The 25,700-nt window shown below is 68.2% G+C and carries 26 protein-coding genes; 17 read left to right on the top strand and 9 right to left on the bottom strand.

Annotated elements, in window-relative coordinates:
* The first annotated feature begins 85 nt into the window (after positions 1-85).
* Together AB0L70_RS31460 and AB0L70_RS31455 are read left to right on the top strand one after the other, a co-directional pair.
* Positions 86-1,042 carry a WYL domain-containing protein gene (locus tag AB0L70_RS31460; protein ID WP_363690399.1) on the top strand — a complete coding sequence of 319 codons (957 nt, stop codon included), beginning with the start codon at positions 86-88 and terminating at the stop codon, positions 1,040-1,042.
* Positions 1,039-2,010, top strand: coding sequence for a WYL domain-containing protein (locus AB0L70_RS31455; RefSeq protein WP_363690398.1), 972 nt, complete (start codon positions 1,039-1,041; stop codon positions 2,008-2,010). Before AB0L70_RS31460 ends, AB0L70_RS31455 begins: the two co-directional genes overlap by 4 nt.
* A gap of 966 nt (positions 2,011-2,976) precedes the next feature.
* On the opposite strand, the gene AB0L70_RS31450 is transcribed toward AB0L70_RS31455, so the two are convergent.
* A complete protein-coding gene (locus AB0L70_RS31450) occupies positions 2,977-4,209 on the bottom strand; it encodes a winged helix DNA-binding domain-containing protein (RefSeq protein WP_363690397.1) in 1,233 nt (410 codons plus the stop codon).
* 140 nt (positions 4,210-4,349) lie between these two features.
* Between AB0L70_RS31450 and AB0L70_RS31445 the strand changes: the two genes are divergently transcribed.
* The 5 genes from AB0L70_RS31445 to AB0L70_RS31425 all read left to right on the top strand — a co-directional run bounded on the left by AB0L70_RS31445 (position 4,350) and on the right by AB0L70_RS31425 (position 7,554).
* Positions 4,350-4,541, top strand: a complete 192-nt coding sequence (locus AB0L70_RS31445) for a hypothetical protein (protein WP_363690396.1) — start codon at positions 4,350-4,352, stop codon at positions 4,539-4,541.
* Positions 4,542-4,600: 59 nt separating this feature from the next.
* Entirely contained in the window at positions 4,601-4,900 is a 300-nt protein-coding gene (locus AB0L70_RS31440) for a twin-arginine translocase TatA/TatE family subunit (RefSeq protein WP_363690395.1), read from the top strand.
* An 85-nt stretch (positions 4,901-4,985) separates the two neighbouring features.
* Entirely contained in the window at positions 4,986-5,741 is a 756-nt protein-coding gene (gene tatC, locus AB0L70_RS31435; RefSeq protein ID WP_363690394.1) for a twin-arginine translocase subunit TatC, read from the top strand.
* Complete coding sequence (locus AB0L70_RS31430; RefSeq protein WP_363690393.1) at positions 5,741-6,613, top strand: YegS/Rv2252/BmrU family lipid kinase; 873 nt, start codon at positions 5,741-5,743, stop codon at positions 6,611-6,613. Before tatC ends, AB0L70_RS31430 begins: the two co-directional genes overlap by 1 nt.
* A 113-nt stretch (positions 6,614-6,726) precedes the next feature.
* Positions 6,727-7,554, top strand: coding sequence for a chitosanase (locus AB0L70_RS31425; protein ID WP_363690392.1), 828 nt, complete (start codon positions 6,727-6,729; stop codon positions 7,552-7,554).
* Between the two features lie 70 nt (positions 7,555-7,624).
* Here the strand turns inward: AB0L70_RS31425 and AB0L70_RS31420 are convergent, their stop codons facing one another.
* Entirely contained in the window at positions 7,625-8,086 is a 462-nt protein-coding gene (locus AB0L70_RS31420) for a MarR family winged helix-turn-helix transcriptional regulator (protein ID WP_363690391.1), read from the bottom strand.
* A gap of 98 nt (positions 8,087-8,184) precedes the next feature.
* Here AB0L70_RS31420 and AB0L70_RS31415 point away from each other — a divergent pair, with 98 nt between their 5' ends.
* Positions 8,185-9,060 (top strand): alpha/beta hydrolase, encoded by an 876-nt coding sequence (locus AB0L70_RS31415; RefSeq protein WP_363690390.1) that lies wholly within the window; start codon positions 8,185-8,187, stop codon positions 9,058-9,060.
* Here the strand turns inward: AB0L70_RS31415 and AB0L70_RS31410 are convergent.
* Entirely contained in the window at positions 9,048-9,647 is a 600-nt protein-coding gene (locus tag AB0L70_RS31410; RefSeq protein ID WP_363690389.1) for a TetR/AcrR family transcriptional regulator, read from the bottom strand. The two genes, AB0L70_RS31415 and AB0L70_RS31410, sit on opposite strands and share 13 nt — an antisense overlap.
* Before the next feature lie 72 nt (positions 9,648-9,719).
* On the opposite strand from AB0L70_RS31410, the gene AB0L70_RS31405 reads away from it, so the two are divergent.
* The 3 genes from AB0L70_RS31405 (at position 9,720) to AB0L70_RS31395 (ending at position 15,257) form a co-directional block, all read left to right on the top strand.
* Complete coding sequence (locus tag AB0L70_RS31405; RefSeq protein WP_363690388.1) at positions 9,720-11,102, top strand: DHA2 family efflux MFS transporter permease subunit; 1,383 nt, start codon at positions 9,720-9,722, stop codon at positions 11,100-11,102.
* A gap of 10 nt (positions 11,103-11,112) precedes the next feature.
* On the top strand, positions 11,113-13,920 hold the full coding sequence (locus AB0L70_RS31400) for a DEAD/DEAH box helicase (RefSeq protein ID WP_363690387.1): 2,808 nt from the start codon (positions 11,113-11,115) through the stop codon (positions 13,918-13,920).
* A 68-nt stretch (positions 13,921-13,988) separates the two neighbouring features.
* Entirely contained in the window at positions 13,989-15,257 is a 1,269-nt protein-coding gene (locus AB0L70_RS31395) for a serine hydrolase domain-containing protein (RefSeq protein WP_363690386.1), read from the top strand.
* 6 nt (positions 15,258-15,263) lie between these two features.
* On the opposite strand, the gene AB0L70_RS31390 is transcribed toward AB0L70_RS31395, so the two are convergent.
* Both AB0L70_RS31390 and AB0L70_RS31385 read right to left on the bottom strand, forming a co-directional pair.
* A complete protein-coding gene (locus AB0L70_RS31390) occupies positions 15,264-16,550 on the bottom strand; it encodes a glycoside hydrolase domain-containing protein (protein ID WP_363690385.1) in 1,287 nt (428 codons plus the stop codon).
* Between the two features lie 30 nt (positions 16,551-16,580).
* Positions 16,581-17,105 (bottom strand): helix-turn-helix domain-containing protein, encoded by a 525-nt coding sequence (locus AB0L70_RS31385; RefSeq protein WP_363690384.1) that lies wholly within the window; start codon positions 17,103-17,105, stop codon positions 16,581-16,583.
* A gap of 104 nt (positions 17,106-17,209) precedes the next feature.
* Between AB0L70_RS31385 and AB0L70_RS31380 the strand changes: the two genes are divergently transcribed.
* The 4 genes from AB0L70_RS31380 to AB0L70_RS31365 are packed head-to-tail and all read left to right on the top strand — an operon-like array spanning position 17,210 to position 20,414.
* Complete coding sequence (locus AB0L70_RS31380; RefSeq protein ID WP_363690383.1) at positions 17,210-17,587, top strand: nuclear transport factor 2 family protein; 378 nt, start codon at positions 17,210-17,212, stop codon at positions 17,585-17,587.
* A gap of 25 nt (positions 17,588-17,612) precedes the next feature.
* Positions 17,613-18,086: a GyrI-like domain-containing protein gene (locus AB0L70_RS31375; protein WP_363690382.1), complete on the top strand. Its 474-nt coding sequence runs from the start codon at positions 17,613-17,615 to the stop codon at positions 18,084-18,086.
* A 3-nt stretch (positions 18,087-18,089) separates the two neighbouring features.
* Positions 18,090-19,145 carry a DUF5937 family protein gene (locus tag AB0L70_RS31370; protein WP_363690381.1) on the top strand — a complete coding sequence of 352 codons (1,056 nt, stop codon included), beginning with the start codon at positions 18,090-18,092 and terminating at the stop codon, positions 19,143-19,145.
* Positions 19,146-19,199: 54 nt separating this feature from the next.
* The gene (locus AB0L70_RS31365; protein ID WP_363690380.1) at positions 19,200-20,414 is read left to right on the top strand and encodes an MFS transporter; all 1,215 of its coding nucleotides are present in this window, start codon (positions 19,200-19,202) and stop codon (positions 20,412-20,414) included.
* A 4-nt stretch (positions 20,415-20,418) separates the two neighbouring features.
* Here the strand turns inward: AB0L70_RS31365 and AB0L70_RS31360 are convergent, their stop codons facing one another.
* A complete protein-coding gene (locus AB0L70_RS31360) occupies positions 20,419-21,438 on the bottom strand; it encodes an aldo/keto reductase (protein ID WP_363690379.1) in 1,020 nt (339 codons plus the stop codon).
* 91 nt (positions 21,439-21,529) lie between these two features.
* Between AB0L70_RS31360 and AB0L70_RS31355 the strand changes: the two genes are divergently transcribed.
* Positions 21,530-22,105 carry a TetR/AcrR family transcriptional regulator gene (locus AB0L70_RS31355; protein WP_363690378.1) on the top strand — a complete coding sequence of 192 codons (576 nt, stop codon included), beginning with the start codon at positions 21,530-21,532 and terminating at the stop codon, positions 22,103-22,105.
* Here the strand turns inward: AB0L70_RS31355 and AB0L70_RS31350 are convergent.
* Positions 22,086-23,141, bottom strand: coding sequence for an FAD-dependent oxidoreductase (locus tag AB0L70_RS31350; RefSeq protein WP_363690377.1), 1,056 nt, complete (start codon positions 23,139-23,141; stop codon positions 22,086-22,088). The two genes, AB0L70_RS31355 and AB0L70_RS31350, sit on opposite strands and share 20 nt — an antisense overlap.
* Positions 23,142-23,186: 45 nt before the next feature.
* Here AB0L70_RS31350 and AB0L70_RS31345 point away from each other — a divergent pair, with 45 nt between their 5' ends.
* The gene (locus AB0L70_RS31345; protein ID WP_363690376.1) at positions 23,187-24,080 is read left to right on the top strand and encodes a LysR family transcriptional regulator; all 894 of its coding nucleotides are present in this window, start codon (positions 23,187-23,189) and stop codon (positions 24,078-24,080) included.
* Here AB0L70_RS31345 and AB0L70_RS31340 read toward each other — a convergent pair.
* Positions 24,077-24,820, bottom strand: coding sequence for an SDR family NAD(P)-dependent oxidoreductase (locus AB0L70_RS31340; RefSeq protein ID WP_363690375.1), 744 nt, complete (start codon positions 24,818-24,820; stop codon positions 24,077-24,079). The genes AB0L70_RS31345 and AB0L70_RS31340 overlap by 4 nt on opposite strands.
* Positions 24,817-25,608, bottom strand: a complete 792-nt coding sequence (locus AB0L70_RS31335; protein ID WP_363690374.1) for a VOC family protein — start codon at positions 25,606-25,608, stop codon at positions 24,817-24,819. The genes AB0L70_RS31340 and AB0L70_RS31335 overlap by 4 nt, the downstream gene beginning before the upstream one ends.
* Between the last annotated feature and the right edge of the window lie 92 nt (positions 25,609-25,700).

The following is a 25,700-nucleotide window of genomic DNA, read 5'->3' as shown; positions in this document are numbered from 1 at the left end:
AGGGAGATTAGCGGGTCGAACCCGTGTTCGAAGGTTTTGGTGCGGCAGAGCGGGTTTTGACGCTCGAAGGCCGTAAGGTGGTCGGGTGTCGGCGCGGAAGAGTGAGCGACTGCTCAATGTGGTCATCTGCCTGCTGGTCGCGCGCACTTATGTGACCAAGGAACGCATCCGCGAGGTGGTCGAGGGGTACGCGGGCCAGACCGACGATGCGTTCGAGAAGATGTTCGAGCGGGACAAGGACGAGCTGCGCGATCTCGGCATCCCGATCGAGATGGGCACCATCGACAAGTTCTTCTCCGACGAGGTCGGCTACCGGATCCGCCGGGACGTGTTCGAGCTGCCCGAGGTCCACCTCGAGCCGGACGAGGCCGCCGTACTCGGCGTTGCCGCCCGGGTCTGGCAGCACGCCAGCCTGGCCGAGGCCACCACGTCTGCGGTCCTCAAGCTCAAGGCAGCCGGCATCCAGACCGACCAGTCCGCGCTGAGCGCGATCGAGCCGCATGTGGGCGCGTCAGAGCCTGCGTTCGACCCACTGTGGTCGGCTGTGGTGAGCCGGACGGTGGTGAAGTTCCAGCACCTGCGCAGTGGTGCCTCTGAGGCGATCACGCGGACCCTGGAGCCCTGGGGCATCGTGTCCTGGCACGGTCGCTGGTACGTCGTCGGCCGGGACCGGGACCGTGAGGCCACCCGGATGTTCCGGCTGTCGCGGATCGGCGGGGACGTGAAGACGGTCGGCGAGCCGGGTGCGTTCACGGTGCCGGAGGGGACCGATCTGCGGTCGCTCGTGTCCGAGTTGGCGCCGCCCCGGCCGACGTCCGAAGCGAAGATCCGGGTGCGTACCGGGTCGTGTGTCAGCCTGCGGCGGCGGGCGAACGCGGTCGAGGAGTACGAGGAGGGCTGGGACCTGCTTCAGGTCCCGTACGCCGATTCCGCCGTACTGGCTGAGGAGATCGCGTCGTACGGTCCGAACGCCGTGGTCGAGGGACCGGGCGACGTGCTGGACGGCGTGCTGTGGCGGTTGCGGGCGGTGGCGGGCGCATGAGTAATGCGCGTGACCAGGTGCAGCGGCTGCTGGCTCTGGTGCCGTATCTGCGGGAGAACGACGGTGCCCGGGTCGACGATGTGGCGGCGGAGTTCGGCGTACGGCCGAAGCAGATCATCGCGGACCTGAAGGTGCTGTGGTTCTGCGGTCTGCCCGGTGCGCAGATGGGCGATCTGATCGAGATCGACATCGAGGCGGCTGAGGGTGACGGGGTCATCCACATCAACAACGCCGACTACCTGGCGCGGCCGCTGCGACTGGCTGCGGATGAGGCGCTCGCGCTGCTGACCGCGCTGCGCACCTTGCGCGAGGTGACCGCCGGGCCCGACCGGGATGCGGTGGATCGGGCGATCGGGAAGCTGGAGCGTGCCGCGGGGGAGGCGGCCGCGGCGAGCGAGGGCGCGGCGGCACACGTGCACGTCGAGCCGGCCGCACCGGAGATCGCCGAGACGGTCAACAATGCGCTCGCGGGCAAGCGGCGGTTACATCTCACGTACGACGTTCCTTCGCGCGACGAGACCACCGAGCGGGACGTGGACCCGATGCGCCTGGTCGTGTCGGAGGGCCGCACGTACCTCGAGGCGTGGTGCCGACTGGCCGAGGACGTCCGGCTCTTCCGGCTGGACCGCATCGCCGGCGTCAAACTCCTCGACCTCCCCAGCGAACCGCCGCCCGAGGCGACACCGCGCGACCTCTCCAACGGCATGTTCCAGCCGTCCGAGTGCGACCTGCTGGCAACGGTCCGGCTCGCACCTCCGGCCCGCTGGGTCGCCGAGTACTACCCCAACGAGTCCGTCGAAGAGGGCCCCGAGAACTCCCTCATCGTCAAACTCCGCGTAGCCGACACCGCCTGGCTCCAACGCCTCGTCCTCCGCCTGGGCGGAGCCGCCACAGTCCTGGACCCAGTCGACCTCTCCACCCAAATAGCCACCACAGCCCAAGAAGCCCTAACCGCCTACGACAACTAGCCCTCCCAAGCGCACCACCACCACCGCCCCCGCCTCCGACCCCGCGCCTCGGCCCCCGGCATCTCCGGCCCCGCATCTCGGGCCCCCGGCATCTCGGGCCCCCGGCATCTCCGGCCCCCGGCGTCTCCGGCTCCGCGCCTCGGGCTTGCCGCTCCGGCCCCGGCACCTCGGGCCCGCCGCTTGCGGCTGATTGCCTGCTGCCTCCCGCCCGGCTGTTTCGAATGGATATCCGTTTGAGGTGAGGGTTCTGGGGCTGCACACCAGTGGAGAACCGGTATGTCGCGTGGATATCCCCGTGAGTGATCGTTCTGTGGTGCTGTGAAGGCAGAAGAACCCGCACCCGCAAGGGATATCCAGCCGTGTTTGTCGTGGGGGTATCCCAGTCCGACCGCTCGTTCCTGCTGCCCTGAAGCGATTGTCGCGACGCCACTTTGTGCACGGTTCGTCCACGGAATCGCCCGCAGCATGAACATCCGGTGCACAAAGTCGCCCGCCCGGGCTCTCTTTGCGCCGGTTCGGGAGGCGGAGCTGCGGCACTCAGCAAGCTCGGGCCAGACCGTCTGTACACGCTCGGACCGGGGGCCTCGGCGACCTGGCCGCCGGGTTGGTGAGTGTCACAGGTCCACACCAGTCACATAGCCGGGCAATCCGGGATCCACACAGCGACATACCAGCATCCACGGAAACAACACAAGAGCCGGCTATCCCTCGAGCCCGCGGTGCCAGGCGGGGGTGGCGGGGCGGCGAGGGTGGCGGGCGGCGGGGTGGCGGGGGCGGCGACGTGGCGATGTGGAGGTGGAGGTGGGAGGTGGAGAGGTGACGCGGGGTGGCGGGGGCGGCGACGTGGCGATGTGGAGGTGAGGTGAGAGGTGGAGAGGTGACGCGGGGTGGCGGGGGCGACGACGTGGCGATGTGGAGGTGGAGGTGGAGGTGGAGGTGAGGGGTGACGCGGGGTGGGGTGGGGGGCTAGCTCTGGCTGAGGTGTTTTTCGAGGGGGGAGCGGAAGCGGGGGGTTACTCGGACGCCGGCTAGCCAGGTGGTCCAGCGGGCGGCTTCGGACTCGATCAGGTCGTGGGTTTCGGTGCCTACGTCTTCGAGGAGCTCGTAGCGGACCTCGCCGGACTCGGGTTGCCCCCAGCCACCCACGATCCGGCCGTCGGCCCAGATGCTCGGACCGATGTTGCCGGTGTTGTCGAAGATCTTCGCCTTGTGGGCACCCAGGTACCAGCCGCGCTCCTTCCACCCCATCGGGGTCGGATCGAGCCCCGGCAGGAACGCGACCCACGGCTCGATCGGGATCTCCGGCGCCTCGTCACCCGGCAGCACGTACCCGACCTGCCCGTCCAGATCGACCGGAACCGCCTCCACCGCGGCAAGGGCCTTCTTTGTCTGCCCGGCCGTCCACCCGGACCACCACTGGAGATCAGCCGCCGTACCAGGCCCGAACGACGACAACCACGCCCGCGCCAACGTCACCCGCGCCTCATCCACCGCCGGCCGCTCAACCAGCCCACCCGGCAGCCAGTCCTCCGCCGGCGACCACTGGTGCTGACCACTCAGCCACGTCCCCAACGGCCGCCCTCGCACGATCCGGCCCTCAGCCGCCAGCTGGAACAACACCCGACTAGTCACATACGGCTGAGCGGAGTACGTCTTCCCCTCCGCCATGCTCAGCCGGGTCCGCAACCGCGGCTCATCCGCAGACAGCTCCTGCGCCGTAGCCGAACCACGCAACGCCAGCGCGGTCGCCGTCGACTCCTCGACCGCCCGCAGCCACTGCCCGGACGCCTCCACGTCCGCCGCGACCCCAGCCTCGGTCAGGTGCTTCACCAGCAACTTCCGCTGCTTCACCGCAATGTCATCCGTGCACGCCGCCTGCACGATCGGCGCGAACGGAGTCGGTACGACGAACACCGTCCGGCGCATCCCCAACATCCGGATCAGCCCACGATCCTCGTACAGCGCACGCTCCGTGCCCGCGACGTCACTCCCCGGCACCCGCGCGCCAACACTCAGGTGGACCGTCGCCGGATCGGTCGCATGTAGCGCAACCATCGCCGCGGCAGCCTCGATCGGATCGGCTGCCTGACACCCGGGCCCAAGGCGGTGCCGCCGCCCGAGCCGTGCCCGCCGCTCGTCGACTCCGATCCGCAACATCCCGCCGCCCTTCGCCTCGCCGTACGCCTGCCGTGCCCGCATCCCCGAGATCCTGCCGCACCGCGAGACCGGCGGTAACACTGCGGAGACACTCGGTTTTACCATTACGTTCCGACACCGTTGTCTGCTCAGACTCCCCGCGGGACGTGGGCCGCGCCCAGGAACCGGCTAGGCTCCTGGGTATGTTCTGGTTCCTGCTCTTCCTCGCGGTGGTCGCGATCTGGACCCTGGTCCTCGCGCTGCTCGCGAAGAGGCTGTGGGGCAAGACCAAGGCACTGACACGTGAGTTGGTCGCCGCCCAGTCCAAGCTGGACGCTGCCCAGTCCACGGCCGGGTCTGGACAGACCCGCCAGGACGAGCACGCCCCGGCGTAGTATTCGGCCCACGAACTCAGCGTTGAGCCTCGAGTAGATGTTGTGAAAAGGAGATCGACATGACACCACCGCTCCTCGGTATGCCCCAAGGCGCTGAGTGGCTCGTCATCCTCGCGATCGTCGTGCTGCTGTTCGGTTCGGCCAAGCTGCCGGCCCTGGTGAAGCAACTCGGCAAGTCGAAGAAGATCTGGGAGGAAGAGGTCGGCCCCAAGAAGAAGGAGGCCGAGCTCACCGAGGGTGACATCCGTCCCGCCCAGGCTCCGACTCAGCAGGCGCAGCCGCAGGCCGCCCAGCAGCCGAACCAGGTGAACGGCCAGGCGCCGGGCGACGGCCTGCCGCCGACGCACACGGCCAACTGAGCCGAGTGCACCGCCGGTGTCAATGGTGAGGATCGGTAGGCGTAAAGCAAAGAAGGAGCGCCCACCGGTAGACGAAGAGGGTCGGATGACCCTGCGCGAGCACATTGTCGAGCTGCGCAACCGGCTGCTCATCGGCGTGCTCGCGATCGTGGTGTGCACGGTGCTCGGCTGGATCTTCTACAACGACGCCTTCAAGTTCCTGACCCAGCCGTTCCACACCAGCGTCGGTGACCTGGCCCGCGAGCAGGGCAAGGAACCGATCCTCACCTTCCCGGGCGTCGGCGACGCGCTGACGTTCCGGATCAAGATCTCGGCGTTGTTCGGTCTCGTGCTGGCCAGCCCGGTCTGGCTCTACCAGCTCTGGGCTTTCGTCGCGCCGGGTCTGCACCGCAACGAGCGCAAGTGGGCGTACATCTTCTCCGGGATCGCGGCGCCGCTGTTCGCGGGCGGGATGGCCGTCGCGTACTGGACGCTGCCCAAGGGCATCGCGATCCTGATCAGCTTCACGCCGCTCGACATCCAGAACCTGATCGAGCTGCCGACGTACCTGGACTTCGTGATCCGGACGATGCTGGTCTTCGGTGTCGCGTTCCTGATCCCGCTGGTCGTCGTCCTGCTGAACATGGTCGGCGTCGTGCCGGCCAAGGCGCTGAGCAAGTTCCGGCCCTACATCATCCTGGTGATCTTCGTCTTCGCCGCGGTCGCGACACCGTCCGGTGACCCGTTCACGATGTGCCTGCTGGCGATCCCGATGTGCCTGCTGTTCTTCGCGGCCGAGGTCATCGCGCGGATCAACGACAAGCGTCGTGGACGACAGCAAGACGAGCTCCTGGCGGAGTGATGAGTAGGCGTATCGCGCTGGTGGTCAACCCCACCAGCGGTCGCGGCTTGGGTGCTCGGCTCGCGCCGGTGGTGCGGGAGCGCCTCGCCGCCGCCGGTCTGACCGTCGACGTTCACGCCACCACCTGCGCCGACGACGTCGGCCGGATCTCCGCCGAGGTCGTTGCCTCCGGCGCCGATGCGGTCGTGCTGATCGGTGGTGACGGCACCATCCACCTCGGCGCCCAGGTGCTGGCGAAGTCCGGGATGCCGTTCGGCGTGATCCCGGCCGGTACCGGCAACGACTTCGCCCGCGGTATCGGCGTACCGCTGAAGGATCCGAACGCGGCCGCCGACCTGATCGTGGCCGGCAAGACCCGCACGGTCGACCTCGCTGTAGCCAAGGACGAATTCATCACCACGGTCGTCGCGGGCGGCTTCGACTCCCTGGTGAACAAGCGCGCGAACGCGATGAGCTGGCCGAAGGGCAACTCGCGCTACACGCTCGCCACGCTCGCCGAGCTGCGCACGTTCAAACCCCTCGAGTACGTCGTGACCGTCGACGACGAGGTGATCGAGACCCGCGCCATGCTCGTCGCGGTCGGCACCGGACCGACGTACGGCGGGGGACTGCAGATCTGCGCCGGCGCCGAGATCGACGACGGCCTGCTCGACGTCACGATCATCCAGCCGGTGTCCCGGTTCACGCTGCTGCAGATGTTCCCGAAGCTGTCCAAGGGCACCCACGTCGGCCACCCGATGCTGCGCACGCTGCGGGGCCGGTCGGTCCGGATCGAGTCGCCCGGCATCACGGCGTACGCCGATGGTGAGATTCTCGGCCCGCTCCCGGTCGACATCACCATCGCCCCGGGCGCCCTCACCATTTTTGCCTGAGCGGCTACACACAACCTTCACACTCTGAGATTCTCCGACCCCTGGCTGTCATGGGTCTGGTCTGATAGGAAAGCTTCCTAACAGTTTCACCTCGGACGCCCACCGGAGGAGACATGCCGACCCGCCCCACCCGCAGGACCACGCTCCTGCTCGGACTCAGCCTCGCGGCCGCACCGGCCGCCGCCCTCACCGCCTCCCGCTACGCGCCGCACGCCGACGCGGCCACGCAGGCGGTCGGTCTCGACGATCCCGCGAAGAAGGAGATCGCGATGAAGATCGTCTGCAGCGCGGAGAACTCCTCGCTGGACTGGAAGGCGCAGTACAAGTACATCGAGGACATCGACGACGGCCGTGGCTACACCGCGGGCATCATCGGGTTCTGCTCGGGCACCGGCGACATGCTCGAGCTGGTCGAGCTGTACGCCGACCGCAAGCCGAACAACGTGCTGCAGAAGTACCTCCCCGCCCTGCGGAACGTGGACGGCAGCGACTCCCACGACGGCCTCGACCCGAACTACACCAGGGACTGGAGGACCGCCGCCCAGGACACCGTCTTCCAGTCGTGCCAGAACGACGAGCGGGACCGCGTCTACTTCAACCCGGCGGTGTCGCAGGGCAAGTCGGACGGGATCCGCACGCTCGGCCAGTTCTGCTACTACGACGCGATCGTCATGCACGGCCCCGGCAGCGACTCGACCAGCTTCGGCGGGATCCGCAAGCGCGCACTGGGCAAGGCCAAGCCGCCGTCGCAGGGTGGCAACGAGACGACCTGGCTCAACGCCTTCCTTGACGCCCGCGTCTGGGCTATGAAGCAGGAGGAGGCGCACAGCGACACCAGCCGCGTCGACACCGCTCAGCGCGTCTTCCTCCGCAACGGCAACTTCGACCTGAACACCCCGCTCGACTGGAAGGTGTACGGCGACCCGTACCACATCAGCTGATCCGCATCGATCGAACACGGGACTCGCAGCCGGACTCCCACCAACCACCAGGGGAGGGAGCCCGGCTGCGTCACGTCCGGGGCTCGGCCCGATCGGTACGCCGGTCGATCTCCGCACGCTGACGCAACATCGAGAGCATGGACCCGAGCTGCTCCAGGTTCTCGGCCGGGAGCACCGAACCCAGCCAGGTCTTCAGCTCTGCCTCGACCGCCGGTGTCGCAGCGGCCAGGATCTCCGTCCCGGCCGGCGTCAGCTCGACCAGCGAGGACCGTCGGTCGTGCGGATTCGCCGTACGACGAACCCGGCCGGCCGCCTCGAGCCGGTCCACGGCCTTGCTCGTCGCGCCGACCGTGATCGCCATCTGCTGGGCCAGGTCGTAGACCCGCGAGGTCCCGCTCGCCGCGATGAACCGCAGGAACTCGAACTGACCCATCGGCAGGTCATGCTCAGCCTTGAGCCGGGTGTCGAGCACGTTGTAGAGCCGCGTTTCCAGCCGGACCAGGTCGGTGAACAATGACGTGAGATCAGTCACAGCGCGAGCTCTGCTTCCTGGGAATTAGGTTCCTTGGAATGTAGTTATCAGGAACTGAATTCCTTGGAATCTATCAGCCTGAGCGACGGAGATCGACGATGAGTCAGGAACAACGCGCCGCGGCGCGATCGATGATGAGCAAGGGCGCCCTCGGCCGGACGCCGGACCAGGAGCGCGCGGAGTTCGACGAACTGTTCGCCGAGCGGCCGCTGGGCGACGACGTCAAGCTGATCGAGCGCACGCTCGGCGGCGTCCCGGCCTTGGATGTCGAGGTCGTAGGCGCTGACCGGGATGGCGTGATCCTCTATCTGCACGGTGGCGGTTACGTCGTCGGTTCGGCCCGGACCGGCGCCAACCTGGCCGCGCCGCTGTCCCGCCGGTCTCGCGTGCGCGCGGTGTCGCTGGACTACCGCCGGGCGCCGGAGCATCCGTTCCCGGCCGCGATCGACGATGCGTTGGCGGCGTACAAGGAACTGCTCGCAGGTGGTCGGCCGGTGGTGATTGCGGGGGACTCGGCCGGCGGTGGGCTGGTGCTGGCCACGCTGCTGGCCGCACGCCGTGAAGGCCTGCCGTTGCCGGTTGCGGCGGTCGTGTTCTCGCCGTGGGTCGACACGACGCTGTCGGGGGACAGCATGGATACCCGGGGCGATTTCGACCCGCTCTTCAGCCGCGCGCACATGGCCGAGTACGCCGCTCGCTACCTCGGTGGGCACGAGTCCCGCGACGCGCTGGCGAGCCCGGTGTTCGCGGACCTGACCGGTCTGCCGCCGCTGCTCATCCAGGTCGGATCGGCCGAGGTCCTCCTCGACGACGCGCTGCGGCTGGCGACCCGGGCGGCGCATCACGACGTCGACGTCAGCCTGGATGTCGTCGCCGGTGCACCGCACGTCTTCCAGTACATGGTCGGCGTGATGGACGAGGCCGACCAGGCCTTGGATCGGGCCGCACAGTTCCTGTCGATCTACTTGCCGTAGGCGCTGAGGAAGATGCGTACGCCGCGTCGGACCAGGTGATCGATCTCGTCCTGGCCGACGCGGACCGCGCCGTACCAGCTCCGGCCCTGGATCGGGCCGGTGACGAGCAGGCCGAGGAACTCGGCCGCCTCCACCGGATCGGGTACGTCGAGCAGCCCGCGCTCGTGCAGTGCCGCGAGCCGATCGGCCAGCGCGGTCCTGGTCGGGCGGTCCTTGAGCAGGTCGGGGAAGTGGCCGGCTTCGGCGATCATTAGGCGCACGATCGCGGTCCGCTCCTCCGAGCGGGACAGCGCGGTGGCGAACGCCTGGCCGAACCGGAACAGGGCGTCCTCGAGGTCGGCCGGGTTGTCGAGGGTTTCGTCCAGGAGCTCCTCGAAGCCCTTCTCGTGCCCGGCCCGCGTCTCCGCGATCGTCGACAGGAACAGCTGCTCCTTGCCGCCGTAGTAGTCGTAGACCGTGCGCTTCGAGACGCCCGCCTCGGCCGCGATCGCGTCCACCCCGGCCCGGGCGTAGCCCTCGGCGAGGAAGACCTTCAACGCCGCCCGTCCGATCGCCGCCCGTTTCGCCGGCGACCCTTCCCTGACCACAGCGGGTGCTCCTCCCGATCGTCTACACCGTGCAGTGTAGCGTTACTACACTGCACGGTGTAGTGTGATCGAATGCCTGAAACTGCCCTGGACCGGTCGATTCTCACGCTCGGGGGAGTGGTGGTCGTCGGGGCCCTCACTCCGCTGCTCGACATGACGATGGTGACCGTGGCGCTGTCCCGGATCGCCGACGACCTCGACGCCTCCGTGGTCACCGTCCAATGGGTCAGCGCCGCGTACCTGCTGTCGATCGCGATCACCATTCCGACGACCGGCCGGCTGCTGGAGCGCTTCGGTGCCCGGACGATGTGGCTGACCGCGCTGGCGATCTTCTGTGTCGGCTCGGCGTTGTGTGCCACGGCCTGGTCGGCGGGCAGCCTGATCGCGTTCCGCGTCCTGCAGGGTCTCGGTGGCGGCATGATCGTCCCGCTCACCATGATGATCCTGGCCAAAGCCGCCGGCCCTGATCGTCGCGGCCGGGTGCTGAGCTTGGTCGGCATACCCGCCCAGCTCGCGCCGATCGCCGGTCCGCTGCTCGGTGGACTGGTGGTGGACACGATCGGCTGGCAGTGGATCTTTCTGATCAACCTCCCGATCGGACTGACCGCGATCGCGCTCGCCTGGCGGACCATCCCGGCTGACGTCGTACGGCGATCTGCTGGGCTGGACCTGGTCGGGTTGGCGCTCGTCTCGCCGGCGATCGCGCTGCTCGTGCTGTCCCTGAGCGGTACGGCGACCTGGCCGGCGGCGATCGGTGGATCGGTACTGCTCGCCGCGTTCACGGTGCGCGCGCTGCGGTCGTCGTTGCCCCTGCTCGACGTGCGCCTGTTCAGCCACCTTCCGGTGACGGTGGCGACCGTACTGAACTTCCTGTCGCGCTTCTCGGTGTTCGGCGCGATGCTTCTGATGCCCCTGTATTTGCAGCAGGTTCGCGGTCACAGTGCCCTGGAGGCCGGTCTGCTGCTCGCCCCGCAGAGTCTGGGTACGGTGGTCGCCCTGCCGGTCGTCGGCCGGTTGACCGACCGCCTCGGCGCGCGGCCGGTGGCTCTGGTCGGAGTCGGGATCATCGTCGTCGCGACTGTCGCCTTCACGCAGGTGACGGCTACGAGCTCCTTCGTCCTTCTGGGGGTCGCCTTCCTGGTCTGGGGCGCCGGGATCGCGGCGGCGACCGTACCGGTGTCGGTCGCCGCCTACCACGGTCTGGATCCGGCGGACATCCCGGGCGCGACGAGTCTCATCACCACCGTGACGACCATCGGAGCCTCCGCCGGGGCGGCGGTCGTGACCGGAATCCTGCAGTCCCGTCTCGGTCACCACCCCGCGGATCCCGCCGCCGCGTTCGCGGACACCTTCTGGTGGGTGCTCGCCTTCTCAGCACTCAGCGTGATCCCCGCACTCCTGCTCCCGAGCCGGACACGAACCGCCTCCGACAAATCTGTAGGCGGCGTCGCATAGATTGGGGGGTATGAGTACCCCGTCCGAGAAATATGCTGTCTTCCGCTCGGACCAGGAGCACCCCGCGGTGCGGGAGTTCCGGGCGCTCTACGACTTCAAGCTGGACGACTTCCAGCTGCGGGCCTGCGCCGCGCTCGAAGACGGTCACCAGGTCCTGGTCGCCGCGCCCACCGGCTCCGGGAAGACGCTGGTCGGCGAGTTCGCCGTACACCTCGCTCTGCAGCGTGGGCAGAAGTGTTTCTACACCACACCGATCAAGGCGCTGAGCAACCAGAAGTACGCCGACCTGGTCAGCCGGTACGGCGCGGACAAGGTCGGCCTGCTCACCGGCGACAACTCGATCAACTCCGAGGCTCCGATCGTCGTGATGACGACCGAGGTGCTCCGGAACATGCTGTACGCCGCCTCGAGCACCCTGCTCGGTCTTTCGTACGTCGTGATGGACGAGGTGCACTACCTCGCCGACCGGGCCCGCGGCGCGGTCTGGGAAGAGGTGCTGATCCACCTGCCGGACTCCGTCTCGGTGGTGTCGCTGTCGGCGACCGTGAGCAACGCCGAGGAGTTCGGTGACTGGCTCGAGACGGTCCGTGGCAACACTGTCGTCGTCCTGGAGGAGAAGCGGCCGGTGCCGCTGTTCCAGCACGTGATGGTGGGCAAGCGGCTGCACGACCTGTTCGCCGGGGAAGCCCCGACGGCCCGGGTCGGCGCGCCGTCGAAGTCCGGCAACCCCGCGAAGGCGAACCAGGTCGACCTGAAGGATCTGGTCAACCCGCAGCTGGTCCGGATCGCCCGTGACGACAACCGGATCTTCCGGGACGACTCACGTAAGCCGCGCCGTCGCCGGGACCTCCCGAAGGGGCGGCCGACGCGGACCCACTTCACGCCGTACCGGTCCGATGTGGTCGAGGAGCTGGATGCCGGTGCGTTGCTGCCGGCGATCTACTTCATCTTCTCCCGCAAGGGCTGCGAGGACGCGATGATGCAGTGCCTGCGTTCCGGTCTGCGGCTGACCAAGCCGTCGGAGCGGGACGAGATCAAGCGGGTGCTGGCCGAGCGGACCGCGGACCTGCCGGACGAGGACCTCGGCGTACTGGGGTACCACGACTTCGCCGAGGCGCTCAGCCGTGGCATCGCGGCCCACCACGCCGGCCTGCTGTCCGCCTTCAAGGAGGTCGTCGAGGAACTGTTCGCGCGCGGCCTGATCAAGGTGGTGTTCGCCACCGAGACGCTTGCCCTGGGCATCAACATGCCGGCGCGGACGGTCGTCCTCGAGAAGCTGTCGAAATGGAACGGCGAAGCGCACGTCGACATCACGCCGGGGGAGTACACCCAGCTGACCGGTCGGGCCGGTCGCCGCGGCATCGACGTCGAGGGGCACGCGGTCGTGCTCTGGCAGCCGGGATTCGATCCGCGCGCTGTTGCCGGCCTGGCCAGCACCCGTACGTATCCGCTCCGCTCGTCGTTCTCCCCGTCGTACAACATGGCCGTCAACCTGGTTCGCCAGGTCGGGCGGACCAGGGCGCGCGACATGCTCGAGCTCTCGTTCGCGCAGTTCCAGTCCGACCAGGCCGTGGTCGGGCTGGCCCGGCAGGTGCAGCGCAACACCGAGGCGCTGGAGGGGTACAAGGAGTCGATCGACTGTCACCTCGGCGACTTCCTCGAGTACGCCGCACTCCGCCGGCGGATCGGGGACCGCGAGTCCTCGGGCTCGAAGGCGCGCAAACAGGACCGGCGGGTCGAGGCGCAGGAGTCGATCGAGAAGCTCCGGATCGGCGACATCATCCGGATCCCGGCCGGACGCAGCGCAGGCTGGGCACTGGTGCTCGACGCAGGCATGCGGTCGGAGCGCGAAGGACCGCGGCCGACCGTGCTGACGCTCGACCGGCAGGTGCGGAAGCTGTCGATGATCGACTTCCCGACCCCGGTCGAGGCGATCAGCACGTTGCGGGTCCCGAAGAAGTTCAACCCGCGCAACCCGCAGCAGCGGCGTGAGCTGGCGCAGGTTCTGCGCAACCGGACCGACATGCTCGGCGAGGACGGTCCGCCGTCTCGCACCCGCGGCCGCGATGTCGTCACGCACGCTGACGACCCGGAGCTGCAGGAGATGCGGGCGCAGCTGCGCGCGCATCCGTGCCACGGCTGCTCCGATCGCGAGGACCACGCCCGCTGGGCCGAGCGGTACTTCCGGCTCGACCGGGAAAACCGCGACGTACAGCGGAAAATCGAGCAGCGGACAAACACGATCGCCCGCCAGTTCGACCGGGTCTGCCAGGTGCTGGACGCGCTGCACTACCTGGACGGCGACAAGACCACGGAGGCCGGCGACCGGCTGTCGCGGATCTACACCGAGCTCGACCTGGTCGCGGCTGAGTGCCTTCGGCAAGGAGTTTTCGACGACCTCAACGTCCCGGAGCTGGCCGCGTGTCTGGCCGCATTGGTCTACGAGGCGCGGTCGAAGGACGAGCCGACCTCACCACGGTTGCCGCGCGGCGACGTACGGCAGGCGTTGGAGCGGATGGGTGCGATCTGGCGCGACCTGTCCGCGTTGGAGCGGGACATGCGGGTCGACTTCCTGCGATCCATGGACCTCGGGTTCTGCTGGCCCGCGTTCCGCTGGGCCTCGGGCGCTTCCCTGGCTGAGGTGCTGTACGAATCAGACCTCGCCGCCGGTGACTTCGTTCGTTGGGTGAAGCAACTGATCGACCTGACCGAGCAGGTTGCCGATGCCGCCGGCGACACTGCGTTGCGCCGGACCGCACGCCGTGTCGTCGAGGAGATCCGTCGCGGTGTGATCTCCTACGCATCGATGATCGAGTAGACCTCTCGGGTGAAAGACTCGTTGCGTACTACCCCTCTGCCCTGAGACACCTGAAGGAGAACACGTCCGTGGAGTTGACGCGCCGGAATCTCGGCAAGCTTGCTGTCGCCACTGGAGCGGTCGCCGCCGCCGGCACCGGAGTCGGAACGGCCCTGAGTCGTTCCGCCGATGCCGCCGCGACCTGGAAGACCACCGGGACCGCAGTGCCGGCCCTGGCCGGTTTCGACAACCAGATGAAGGCGTTCATGCAGGCCCGCGGCGTGACCGCCGGCCAGTTGGCCGTGACGTACAAGGGCCGCCTGGTGCTTGCCCGCGGCTACAGTACGTCGACCGCGCTGGCCGTCCAGCCGACGTCGCTGTTCCGGATCGCGAGCCTGACGAAGTCGTTCACCGCGGCTGCGATCGTGAAGCTGGTGCAGGACGGCAAGTTGACGCTGGCCACGCCGGTCACCGACATCCTCGACATCACCCCGGCGACCGGCCTGACCCGGGACCCGCGCTGGTCGTCGATCACGATGTGGAAGCTGCTGCAGCACATCAGCGGCTGGGACCGCGACGTCTCCGGCGACCCGCTCGCCAAGGACGCGACCATCTCCCGGACGCTCGGCGTACCGATGGAGCTTCAGCACGCCGACGTGATCAAGTACATGGCCGGGCAGAAGCTGGACTTTGCCCCGGGCACCAAGGTCGCGTACTCGAACTTCGGGTACCTGCTGGCCGGCCGCGTGATCGAGAAGCTCACCGGCCTGCCGTACGCGACGTACGTGCAGCAGAAGCTGCTCACCCCGCTGAAGATCAAGCGGATCACGCAGGGGTACACGATCGCGAAGCACACCGGCGAGACGTCGTACGAGTCGCAGTACACCGCGAAAACCGTGCTGGACATGTCGGGCAAGACCGTGGCTGCGCCGTACGGGTCCTTCAGCATGCGGCTGCACGACGCCAACGGTGGTTGGATCGCCAGTGCGCCCGACCTGGTCCGCTGGGCGAAGATGTTCGACGCTCCGGGCAGCGTGCTGAACAGCACGTCGCTGAGCCACTTCTGGTCCAAGCCGTCGACCGGTGTGAACCCGGACGGCTGGTACTACGGGCTCGGCTGGCAGGTCCGGCCGACGACTGGCGGCACCGGTCGCAACACCTGGCACACCGGCAGCCTGCCGGGGACCTTCACCATCGTGGTGCGGACGTACAACGGGATGAGCTGGGCGGCGCTGTTCAACCGTCGCGACGACGCGAGCGGCAAGTCGTACGGCGACATCGACGCGGCCCTGTGGACAGCTGCCAACGGCGTGAAGTCCTGGCCCACAACCGACCAGTTCCCGACCTACTTCCCGTAACCTCCATCAGCAACGCCGGATCGGGGCTGAGTAGGTCGCGTTGCTAGTGGTCGCAACGTAGTAGTCCGTCACATAGCTGCCATCACTCAACCGATTCCAGACCGCCGTCGTACCGACCTTCGTGCCGGGGAGCTGGCAAGTGACCCACGCCAGCGCCCCGGTGCGCAGCAACCCCGGGTACGTCGCATACGACGTACCCGGCCCACGCCGCCGCCCGAGATTGTCGACAGTCGTCTGGAACGGGAAGCTGCAGCCGGGGATCGGTGCGCTGTACCCGGGCTTGTTCGGCGTCCGCACGTAGTAGTCGGTGACATAGGTGCCATCGATCAACTTGTTCCACACAGTCGTCGTCCCGATCTTCGGCCCGAACGTCTGACACACAACCCGCACGCTCGCGTTGGCGGCGATAGTCGTCCTGACCGGATACGCCGTCGACGGTCCGCCGTAGCTGTGGATCGTCGTCCTGACCGTGTACCGATACGCAACCGAGGCAACCGGTGCGTCGAACCGGTCGTTGTCGATGTTGAGCGTCACACCGCCGTACGTCTCGGTGTGGTCGCCTCGGTACTGCTTCCCGCGCTGCCCGACCGACCAGAAAGCGTTGGGGACCGTCGCCCAGCCGGTCAGCGCACTGTTCAAGTCCCAACGCGCGATCCACAGTGCGTCCGGCCGCGCGTACGACGTGGAGTTGTACGCGGCGGCCAGGTCCGGTGCGCCCGAGCTCAGGTTCCCGTAGACACCGGACAGGTACCTCTGCAGGTGCAGCTCCTTCGTCCACGCGGACAGGTAATGCAGTACGGCGGAACGACAGCCGGCGTCGGTGCTGTCGTAGTTCTCCATGTCGTTGTAGATCGCACTGCCCGGCAGCAGGCCCAGCGCCTTCGCCTTGGCGACCGCATCGTCCGCCTCACGCACCGCTTGCCGGTTGGAGGACGTGGTCGACATCTTGTAGGTGCGAGTACCGCAGGGCGCCTGCAGACCGAGGTAGATCGGGACGAGGCGCCACCCCATCGCAGTGACGGCCGTGACCCAGCTAGGTGTGAGCTGTGGTTGCGCACAGCTCCGGTTGATCCCACCCATGTAGATCCCGACCGCCTTGTACGGCGAGGCTTTCCACGCAGTCATCTGAGCGAGGGTTGGCGCCGTACACGTGTCGAAGGCGAGCCCGGTGAAGCGGGTCGCCGTTGTGCCGGCCGCGTAGGTCAGGGGAGTGGTCGGCTCGGCCAGCGCTGGTGCGGACGGGCCGATCATCAGCAGAGCGAGACTTGCTATCGCGACCTTGACCTTGAGCATGACGGCTCACCCCCTGACGTCAGTACACGCTCACGAGCCCCATGGCGCCAGACCTCGGAAGATCACCGCCAACGTCCGCCGCCGCAGGTCCTCCGACCACCCGCCTTGCTGCGCCGCCTGAGCGGCCGCGGTCAGCAGCGCCATCACCTCATCGACGCGTACGTCGGAACGCACCTCGCCGGCGTCCCTCGCCTTCGTGAGCAGCCGCTCGATCTCATCGGTCAGGCTACGCAGCGCATCGCCCACGTCAAGCGTCGGAGCGGCCAGCGCTGTGACCACGGTCCGGGTCCGGACCGCTTCGTCGACGACTGCGGCGATGAAGTCGAACAGCGTCGACTCCGCAGCTCGCCGGCTCAGCCCGTGCAGCGATTCCTTCATGATCGCGACCAGCAGGGCGTCCTTGGTCGGGAAATGCCGGAACACGGTCCCGACCGCGACCCCGGCCCGGATCGCCACCTTCTCGGTGGTCGCCGCCGGCCCGTGCTCGGCGAACGCCTCGGTCGCGGCGGCGAGGATCGCGGCACGGTTCCGCTCCGCGTCGGCACGGGGAGTCATGTGGCCTCCTGGACTAGAAACCTGAGTGATCACTCACTATAGTCGTGCTGAAACCTGAGTCATGACTCATTTTATCGGAGGTCGGGATGTCGGAGCTGCACGCGATGATTGATCGGATGGGTGCTGGGTGGCTCGGCGATCCGGGCGCGATCGACGGTCTGCTGGCTGACGACGTGGTGATGGAGGTGCCGTTCGCTCCTGGCGGTCCGATGCGGTGGGACGGCCGGGAGTCGTGGCTCGCGTTCGCGGGACCTGCGCGGGAGGGGTTCCCGGTGCGATTCGATTCGTTCACCAAGCTGGCGGTGCACGAGACGGTCGATCCGGAGGTTGCGGTGATCGAATACGAGCTGGGTGGCGAGGTTACTGCCACCGGGGGGCGGGGATCGGCGCGGTTCATCGGCGTACTGCGGGTTCGGGACGGGCGGATCGCCGGGTGGCGTGAGTACCAGAACACCGCGGCGATTCAGCAAGCGCTAGGTTGAGGCGAAGCCGACTTGGGAGGATTGCATGCCGGAGATCGTGGAAGTGGGAGAGCGCCCGTACGTTGCCCTCCGGGGCAAGGTTGCGATGGGCGGAATCGGCGCGTTCGCCGACCGCATGCGCGAGGTGATCGACTGGCTGGCCGCCCGTGAGATCGCCCCGAACGACGCCCCCTTCTTCAAGTACGACGTGGTCGACATGGAGAGCGGCCTGACCATGGAGATCGGCTTCCCCGTCGACGACCTGCACGCCGGCGAGGGCGAGATCGTCACCGGCACGCTCCCCGCCGGCCGCTACGCCAGCGCGGACTACCACGGCCACCCCGACGGTCTCGTCGACGCGACCCGTGACCTGCTCGACTGGGCCTCGGCCGAAGGACTCGAGTGGGACGCCAACGGCGACAACTGGACCGCCCGCCTGGAGATCTACAAGTCCGACCCGCGCGAAGTCCCCGACATGAACGACTGGGACACCGAACTCCAGTTCAAGCTCAAGGGCTGACGCTTGCCGAACGTCCTGGCCGGTGTCAGCCGGCTCGATCCCGAACGCATCCGCCACGTCGCCTCGCCGCTGATCGAGCTGGGCTGCGCGCTACACGTTCTGGCCGAACCGCGACACCACGGGCGGGTCGAGTGGGCTGCCGGCGTACGGCTGTCCGATGAGCTCCGGACCGAGCTGGCTCAGTGGTCCTGGACGGTGCGGGCGATTCGGTCCCGCTGCTTCGCCACGAGTGCGGCCACCGGGATGCCGACCTGGCAGGAAGAGTTGGACGGACTGCGGTCGCGGCCGTCGGCGGAGGTGGCCGCCGATCTGATCCGGCCGCTGCGCGGGCTGCCGTCGTACAGCGGTGTGACCGACCAGGACGCCGTACGGCGTTGGGCGCGGAGCCGGGGGCGGTCCGTCGGGGACATCGTCGAGGCGCTGCTGACGTCACCCGCCGAGCCGGTCCGGCGCTTCATCGCGCTGCTCGAGAACTGCTGGACGGAGTGGTTCGAGGAGGTCTGGGAGGAGTCGCGGCAGGCTCTGGCTGCGCAGGGGCGGCAGGATCGCGATCTGGCTGTCCGTGATGGTGTCGCGGCGATGCTGTGTTCGCTGGACGGCGCGATCAGTGTGCGCGACAAGGACCACCTGGTCGTGCAGAAGGTCCAGAACAAGCGCATCGACCTGTCGGAGCGCTCGCTGTTGCTTGTCCCGAGCAACTTCATCGCGCCACATCTGTTCCTGGGTGAGGTTCCCGGTGAACCGCTGACGGTCATCTATCCACCGACCGGCCGGACTTCCGCCGTACCGACCGCCCAGCAGGTCCGCGGTCGGCTGGAAGCGCTGGCCGCTCCGGACCGCCTGTTCGTCTGCCGCGCGGTCGCCAGCGAGCCCCGCACCGCCGGCGAGATCGCCGGTCTCTGGGGCCTTCACCCCACGCAGGTCACCCGTCACCTCCGGGCCCTCACCCGGGTCGGCCTGGTCACCGCCGAACGCCAGGGCCGCTTCATGGCGTACCGCCTGGACGAATCCGCCCTCCGCGATCTCGGCCTCGACCTCCTCAACCTCGTGATGCGTTGAGCTGACGGATTCCCGCAATCCAACGGTGCTCCCGGGCGCTGTGCCGTTGGCTGGGTGGCTGTGACAACAACCTTTCCGCCCGCTGTCCGGAGCCTGATCGCCGCCACCCTGGTCAACACCTTGGGTAACGGCGTGTACGCCGCCGTCGCCGCGCTGTACCTGACCAGGGCAGCCGGTCTGTCCGTCGGCCAGGTGGGCGTGGGCCTCACGATCGCGGCGTTGATCGGACTGGCCGCGAGTACGCCGCTCGGCGTCGTCGCCGATCGCCTCGGACCCAACCGTACGTACGTCGGGTTCCTGCTGCTGCAGACCGTCACGATGACCGCGCTGACGCAGGTGCGTTCGGTCGTCCCGTACGTCGTTGTTGCCGGCGTGACCGCGATCGCCGACTCCGGGCAGCGTGGTGCCAAGGGTGCTTTGATCGCCGGGCTCGCACCAGTTGACCAGCGGGTGCGGACGCGCGCGATCCTCCGCGTCGCGACGAACATCGGCATGGGTGTGGGGATGGGCCTGGCCGGGATCGTGCTCGCGGTCGATCGGCGTGAGGTTTATGTGATCGCACTGCTGGCGAATGCGGCGACGTACCTGGTCACGGCCGGGCTGGTCCGCTTCGGCATGCCGCCGGTCCCACCGGTGCCGCGAGCAACGGGTCCGTCGGCGCTGACCGCGGTACGGGACCGGCGCTTCCTCGTGTTCGTGGCGCTGGACGGCGTACTCACGATGCATGCCGCGATGGCGCAGATCGGGATCCCGCTGTGGATCGCCACCTCGACCGACGCGCCACGCTGGATGGTCTCCGTGCTCCTGGTCCTCAACTCCGTCGCGGTGGTACTGCTCCAGGTCCGAGTTGCCCGAGGCACCGAAACCCTCACCGGCGCCGCCCGCGCCGGCCGCCGCGCCGGGCTCCTGCTGGCGATCGCCTGCCTGGTCCTGGCGGTCACCGACACCACTTCAGGAACGGTGACCGTCGCCCTCCTGATCGTGGCAGCCCTGGTCCACGTCGTTGGCGAGATGCTCCAGTCCGCCGGCGGCTGGGGAATCAGCTTCGAACTGGCCCCGCCCGGCGCCCAAGGCCAATACCAAGGCGCTTACGCCATGGGCCGCCAACTAGGCGACCTGGCCGCTCCGCTCCTCCTCACCACCGTAGCCATCTCCTGGGGCTGGCCCGGCTGGCTCCTGGTAGCCGCCATCTTCCTAACCGCCGGCCTACTGATCCCACCCGTCGTAAACCACCACCAACTCACCCGAGACCTCACCCCGGTGGGCTAACAGCTCACCGGCGACGTTGGGTGGGGTCCAGCAAGGCGGGTGGGGTGTCAATCTTTTCGTGGGCGGCGAGGTCGGTGCCGGGGGCAACGATTTCGTCGATGGCGTCGAGGAGGTCCGGGGTTAGGACGGTGTCGGCGGCGGCTAGTTGGGAGTGGAGGTGGTCCAGGGTTCGTGGGCCGATGAGGGCGCTGGTTACGCCGGGGTGGGCGGTCACGAAGGCTAGGGCCAGTTGGATCAGGGTCAGGCCCGCCTCGTCGGCGACCTTCACCAGCTGCTCTACGGCGTCCAGCCTGGCCTGGTTGTAGGGGAGCGTGGTGTCGAAGCGTTCTGGCACCACCGTCGAGCGGTTGGTGCTGATCTCGCGCCCGGCGCGGACGGCACCCGATAGCCAGCCCGACGCCAACGGGCTCCACACCAGCACACCCATGCCGTACTGCTCGGTCACAGGAAGCACGTGGCTCTCGATCCCGCGCTGCAGGATCGAGTAGCTCGGCTGCTCGGTGACGTATCGCCCCAGGTGGTGTTCCCGCGCAGTCCACTGCGCCTGGACGATCCGGTACGCCGGGAACGTCGACGACCCGAAGTACCGGATCTTGCCTGCGCGCTGCAGATCGGTCAGCGCGGACAGGGTCTCCTCGTCGCTCGTGGCCGGATCCCAGCGGTGCATCTGGTACAGGTCGACGTGATCGACACCGAGCCGGCGAAGGCTGTTGTCCAGTGCCGTGACGAGCCAGCGGCGTGAACTGCCGCGGCGGTTGCGCTCGGCACCCATCGGCATGGTCGCCTTCGTCGCCAGCACGATGTCGTCGCGGCGCCCGGCGATCGCCCGGCCGACCATTTCCTCCGACTCGCCGGCGCCGTACATGTCGGCGGTGTCGATCAGGTTGACCCCGGCCTCGAGCGCGGCGTCGACGATCGCGGTGGCGTCGTCCTGGGTGGTGTTGGCTTTGGCGCCGAAGTTCATCGCGCCGAGTGCGAGGGTGCTGACTTGTACGCCGGTGGTTCCCAAGCTGCGGTACTGCATGAGTACGGTCCTCCTGGCATGATGGGCTATGCGGAACGATGTTCCGGTAACGACGATACGGAACGTTGTTCCGTTTATCAAGGAGGTCTCAGTGAGCCCGGAACAGGCCAGAGCGCGCCGAGCCGATGCCCGCCGGAACGCGCAGAGCCTGCTCGACGCGGCCGCCGCGGTCTTCGTCACGTCCGGCGTGGACGCGCCCGTCCGCGACATCGCGGCCCGCGCCGGCGTCGGCACCGGCACGATCTACCGGCACTACCCGACCCGGGCCGACCTGATCATCGCCGTCTACCGCCACCAGGTCGACGCCTGCGCCGAGGCCGGTCCACGGTTGCTGGCGACGAGCGCATCGCCGTACGCCGCACTCGCCGAATGGATCGACCTCTACGTCGATTTCGTCGCCACCAAGCACGGCCTGGCCGCCATCCTCCAGTCCGGCCAACCCGGCCTCGAAACGCTCGCCGCGTACTTCCTCGACCGCCTCGTCCCCGTCTGCACCGAGCTCCTCGACGCCGCGGCCACCGCCGGCGAAATCGCCCCTGACACCAAGGCCTACGAACTGATGCGAGCCGTAGGCAACCTCTGCATAGGCGCCGGCACCGACCCCCAGTACAACGCCCGCCACATGGTCGCCGTACTTGTCGCCGGCCTCAGGCTGCCTGTGGTTTGAGGAGGTCTCTGAGGTCTCGGGCTGCCGCGAAGCCGGCTCGGTTGGCGCCGATCGTGCTGGCGGACGGGCCGTAACCGACCAGGTGGATGCGGGGGTCCAGCACGGTCCGCGTGCCATCCATGCGGATACCACCCGAAGGCTCGCGCAGATGCAGCGGAGCCAGATGCGCCAGGTCGGCGCGGAAGCCGGTTGCCCACAGGATCGCGTCGAACTTCTCCACCCGGCCGTCGGCCCACTCGGTGCCGTCCGGCGTCAGCCGCGAGAACATCGGCAGGCGGGTGTAGACGCCGCGTTCCAGCGCCGCCTGCTCCTGCTCGCGCAGGTGGAGCCCGGTCACGCTGACGACGCTGCGGGGTGGGAGGCCGGCGCGGACGCGTTCCTCGACGCGCGCGACCACCTGTCGGCCGTACTCGGGGTTGAAGTCCTCACCCGTCCGCCACTCCGGCTCCCGGCGCGTGACCCAAGTAGTGGAAGCGACCTCGGACAGCTCCGCCAGCAACTGCACCGCCGACGCGCCACCCCCGACCACAAGCACATGCTGCCCAGCAAACTCAGCCGCACCGCGGTAGTCCGCCGTATGCAGCTGCCGTCCGTGAAAGCTCCCCGGATACCAAGGTATGAACGGCCGATCCCAAGTCCCCGTCGCATTCACCAGCGCCGCCGTGCGGTAAGTGCCGGCCGAGGTATCCACCGAGAACCCACCCTCCACCGCATGCACGCTGGACACAGCAACCGGCCGCACCACCGGTAGCGAGAACCGCTTCTCGTAGTCAGCGAAGTACGAAGGCACGAAGGTGTTCGCGCGCTCGGAGGAGGCACTAGGAGGGACCGGCACCCCCGGCAGGTTCGCGATCCCGTGCACGTCGTGCATCGTCAGTGAGTCCCACCGGTGCTGCCAGGCCCCGCCCGGTGCCGGATTCCGGTCCAGTACGACGACCTCGTCGTACGGCGTGAATCCCATCCGGACCAGGTGGTACGCAGCCGACAGCCCCGCCTGACCGGCGCCGATCACCACGACTTCGAGCACGTCAGCCATAACGCGGAGGCATCGACGGGTCTTCCCAGCGATAGCGTGAGTGGCATGGATCTCACCGCGGCGTACGGCTTCCGGATGGACTGGATCGTGAGCTTCGTCGCCGTCGCCCGCCACGGCGGCTTCTCGGCGGCCGGCAAGGCCGTGTTCCGCAGCCAGTCCCGGATCAGTGAGCACGTGGCCGAGCTGGAACGCGCCCTCGGCGTCCAGCTGTTCGACCGCACCGTCCACCCGGCGCGGCTGACACCGGAGGGGCGCGCGCTCGTCCCGTACGCCGAAGAGATCCTCGACCGCCTGAACACCCTGACCGCCGCCGGGGGAGAGGTCCGCTTCGGCGCCTACCCGAGCGCCGCCGCCTGGCTCTTCCCCCAAGTCGTACGCCGATTGCCGGCCGGCATCACGCTATTACTCGTCGAAGGCCCCAGCCTCGAACTCGAGGGCACCCTCGGTCGGGGTGAGGTCGACCTGGCGATCCGACCGGTGCATCCGCCGGTGGCGTCGGAGTCGCTGGAGCACGAGATCCTCTGGACCGAGCCGTTGGTCGCGGTCTTCGAGGACAGCCATCCGCTGGCGGCGGCCGAGTCGATCGGCTTGGCGGAGCTGGCCGGGCTGCCGCTGATCTCGATCGGCGAGGCCTCGGGTGCGCGCCAGTTCGAGTCACACCTGGCGTTCGCGTCGGCCGGTCTCAACCCGAAGAGTGCCTTCCGCACCAATCAGCCGCAGACTCTGCTCTCGCTGGTTCGCCACGGTCTCGGCACCGGTGTCACCAACGCGCTCGCTGTCACAACGGCGAACCTGACCGGCGTACGACTGGTCCCGATCCGCGACGCGGGCGTCGAGCGCCAGGTCGGCCTGTTCGTACACCGTGATCGACCGCGGACCCCAGCCATGGAACACGTGATCGCCGCGGTCCGCGCCGTACCGCCGCCGACCTGGCCCTAGGGGAGCGCGGCGTCGCAGAGCTCCAAGCACTGCGCGAGTACGGCGTCCTGCAGCGCGTGGTCGTATGCCTGTGGATTGAGCTCGATCGCCTTGCGGTCCTGGAAGAACGTCCCGGTCACAAGCGCCTCCGGATCGTCCGATCCGGCCAGCCAAACCGGCGTATCGGCGCCCTGGGCAACGGTCAGCGGCGCTGCGTAACCGCTCATCTTCGTGCTCACCCACCCCGGGTGAACCGCGTTCGACCGTACGTCGGGCCAACGCCGCGCCAGTGCGAACGCGAGGGCGGCCATCACCAGCTTGGAGTCTGCGTACGCCGCGTCCTGCGTCCACTCCTGTTCGTGTTGCAGATCGTCGAGGCGAATCCGGCCGCGCGTGATCGAGTCCGAGCTCACGAAGACGATCCGATCCGGCTTCGGGAGCAACGCGGTGATCAGCAGCGGAGCCAGCGCGTTGATCTGAAACGTCTTCTCCAGCCCGTCCTCGGTCACCGGCCGGGTCTCATCCTTAGAACCCCACCCCGCGTTGTGCACCACGACATCCGGCGCCCCGACCCGCAGCACCTGCTCCGTCAGCACCCGAGTCGACCGCAATGACCCAAGATCGCCGAGCACATATCCCGGCCCGTCAGCGCGCTCCGCATTGCGCGCATGCCGAATCACCTCATGACCCTGAGCCGTCAGCACCCGGGCAATCTCCGCCCCGATGCCATCATTCGATCCGGTAACCAGAACACGGCTCACCGCAACCCTCCTATCGTGACAGGCACCCCATCGGGCGCGATCAGCTGCTGCTCACCCGGTGCGTCCAGCACCAGCCGGCGCGGACCCAGGACAGCGGGTCCGGACGTGGACAGATCGTTCGGCACGATCGGTACGTCGAAGCTGAACACCTCGAGCACCGCCGGACCAGCCTGCAGGTACGTCATCAGGAACCCGCCCGGATCCCCGTGATGCCTGATCTCGCCGATCACCTCGAAGCCGAACCGGTCCCGCCAGAACCCCAGTGCCGCCGGCAGATCCGCCACGGTCACCGCGACGTGGTCGAACCGCGGTTCGTCACCGGCGACCTGCGCGGCCTCTGCGGCGGCCAGCTCCGGCGACGAGATCTGCTGGTAGCCGAGGTTGCCTTGGATGAACTCCAGTCGCGCGCCGTCGGGGTCGAGGAAGAACGCGATCCGTACGTCGCCGAGTACATCGAGGGGCTGTGACAGTACCGTCACCCCAGCATCCTCCAACCGCTTGATCTGTCGATCGACCCCGGCCACCTTCATCCCGAGGTGCCGGATCCCGCCCTGCAGATCGTCGTTCACCCAGCCGCCCTGGTTGCCGTCGGCCCCGACCTCGACGAGCTCGAGGACGACGGTGCCGTGGCTCAGCAACCGGCTGCGTCCGGCCGGTCGCGGTGCGTCGGGGAGTAGCTGGAAACCCAGCAGGCGTTGATAGAAGTCGAGGGAGCGGTCGAGATCCCGGCAGCCGATCTCGATCCGGCGCAGTCCGGGCGATAACGATTCGGGCAGGTCAGCGGGCATGGCAGGGAGAGTACCGTGACCGCTCACAGAATGGCACCCCAGAGTCTTGACAGCGGGCCTCGGCGGGCCGAATCTGTGATCGCTCACAGAAA

It is taken from the genome of Kribbella sp. NPDC051952 (genome assembly GCF_040680855.1).
In the GTDB taxonomy this organism is placed as follows: Bacteria; Actinomycetota; Actinomycetes; order Propionibacteriales; family Kribbellaceae; genus Kribbella.
This window is presented reverse-complemented; position numbering and strand designations above follow the sequence as displayed.

What these genes read in the sequence shown, in the direction of transcription:
- AB0L70_RS31455 (WP_363690398.1), top strand. Translation starts at nt 1,039, where the DNA reads ATGAGTAATGCGCGTGACCAGGTGCAGCGGCTGCTGGCTCTGGTGCCG.
- AB0L70_RS31450 (WP_363690397.1), bottom strand. Translation starts at nt 4,209, where the DNA reads ATGCGGGCACGGCAGGCGTACGGCGAGGCGAAGGGCGGCGGGATGTTG.
- AB0L70_RS31445 (WP_363690396.1), top strand. Translation starts at nt 4,350, where the DNA reads ATGTTCTGGTTCCTGCTCTTCCTCGCGGTGGTCGCGATCTGGACCCTG.
- AB0L70_RS31440 (WP_363690395.1), top strand. Translation starts at nt 4,601, where the DNA reads ATGACACCACCGCTCCTCGGTATGCCCCAAGGCGCTGAGTGGCTCGTC.
- tatC (WP_363690394.1), top strand. Translation starts at nt 4,986, where the DNA reads ATGACCCTGCGCGAGCACATTGTCGAGCTGCGCAACCGGCTGCTCATC.
- AB0L70_RS31430 (WP_363690393.1), top strand. Translation starts at nt 5,741, where the DNA reads ATGAGTAGGCGTATCGCGCTGGTGGTCAACCCCACCAGCGGTCGCGGC.
- AB0L70_RS31425 (WP_363690392.1), top strand. Translation starts at nt 6,727, where the DNA reads ATGCCGACCCGCCCCACCCGCAGGACCACGCTCCTGCTCGGACTCAGC.
- AB0L70_RS31415 (WP_363690390.1), top strand. Translation starts at nt 8,185, where the DNA reads ATGAGTCAGGAACAACGCGCCGCGGCGCGATCGATGATGAGCAAGGGC.
- AB0L70_RS31405 (WP_363690388.1), top strand. Translation starts at nt 9,720, where the DNA reads ATGCCTGAAACTGCCCTGGACCGGTCGATTCTCACGCTCGGGGGAGTG.
- AB0L70_RS31400 (WP_363690387.1), top strand. Translation starts at nt 11,113, where the DNA reads ATGAGTACCCCGTCCGAGAAATATGCTGTCTTCCGCTCGGACCAGGAG.
- AB0L70_RS31390 (WP_363690385.1), bottom strand. Translation starts at nt 16,550, where the DNA reads ATGCTCAAGGTCAAGGTCGCGATAGCAAGTCTCGCTCTGCTGATGATC.
- AB0L70_RS31385 (WP_363690384.1), bottom strand. Translation starts at nt 17,105, where the DNA reads ATGACTCCCCGTGCCGACGCGGAGCGGAACCGTGCCGCGATCCTCGCC.
- AB0L70_RS31380 (WP_363690383.1), top strand. Translation starts at nt 17,210, where the DNA reads ATGATTGATCGGATGGGTGCTGGGTGGCTCGGCGATCCGGGCGCGATC.
- AB0L70_RS31375 (WP_363690382.1), top strand. Translation starts at nt 17,613, where the DNA reads ATGCCGGAGATCGTGGAAGTGGGAGAGCGCCCGTACGTTGCCCTCCGG.
- AB0L70_RS31360 (WP_363690379.1), bottom strand. Translation starts at nt 21,438, where the DNA reads ATGCAGTACCGCAGCTTGGGAACCACCGGCGTACAAGTCAGCACCCTC.
- AB0L70_RS31350 (WP_363690377.1), bottom strand. Translation starts at nt 23,141, where the DNA reads ATGGCTGACGTGCTCGAAGTCGTGGTGATCGGCGCCGGTCAGGCGGGG.
- AB0L70_RS31345 (WP_363690376.1), top strand. Translation starts at nt 23,187, where the DNA reads ATGGATCTCACCGCGGCGTACGGCTTCCGGATGGACTGGATCGTGAGC.
- AB0L70_RS31335 (WP_363690374.1), bottom strand. Translation starts at nt 25,608, where the DNA reads ATGCCCGCTGACCTGCCCGAATCGTTATCGCCCGGACTGCGCCGGATC.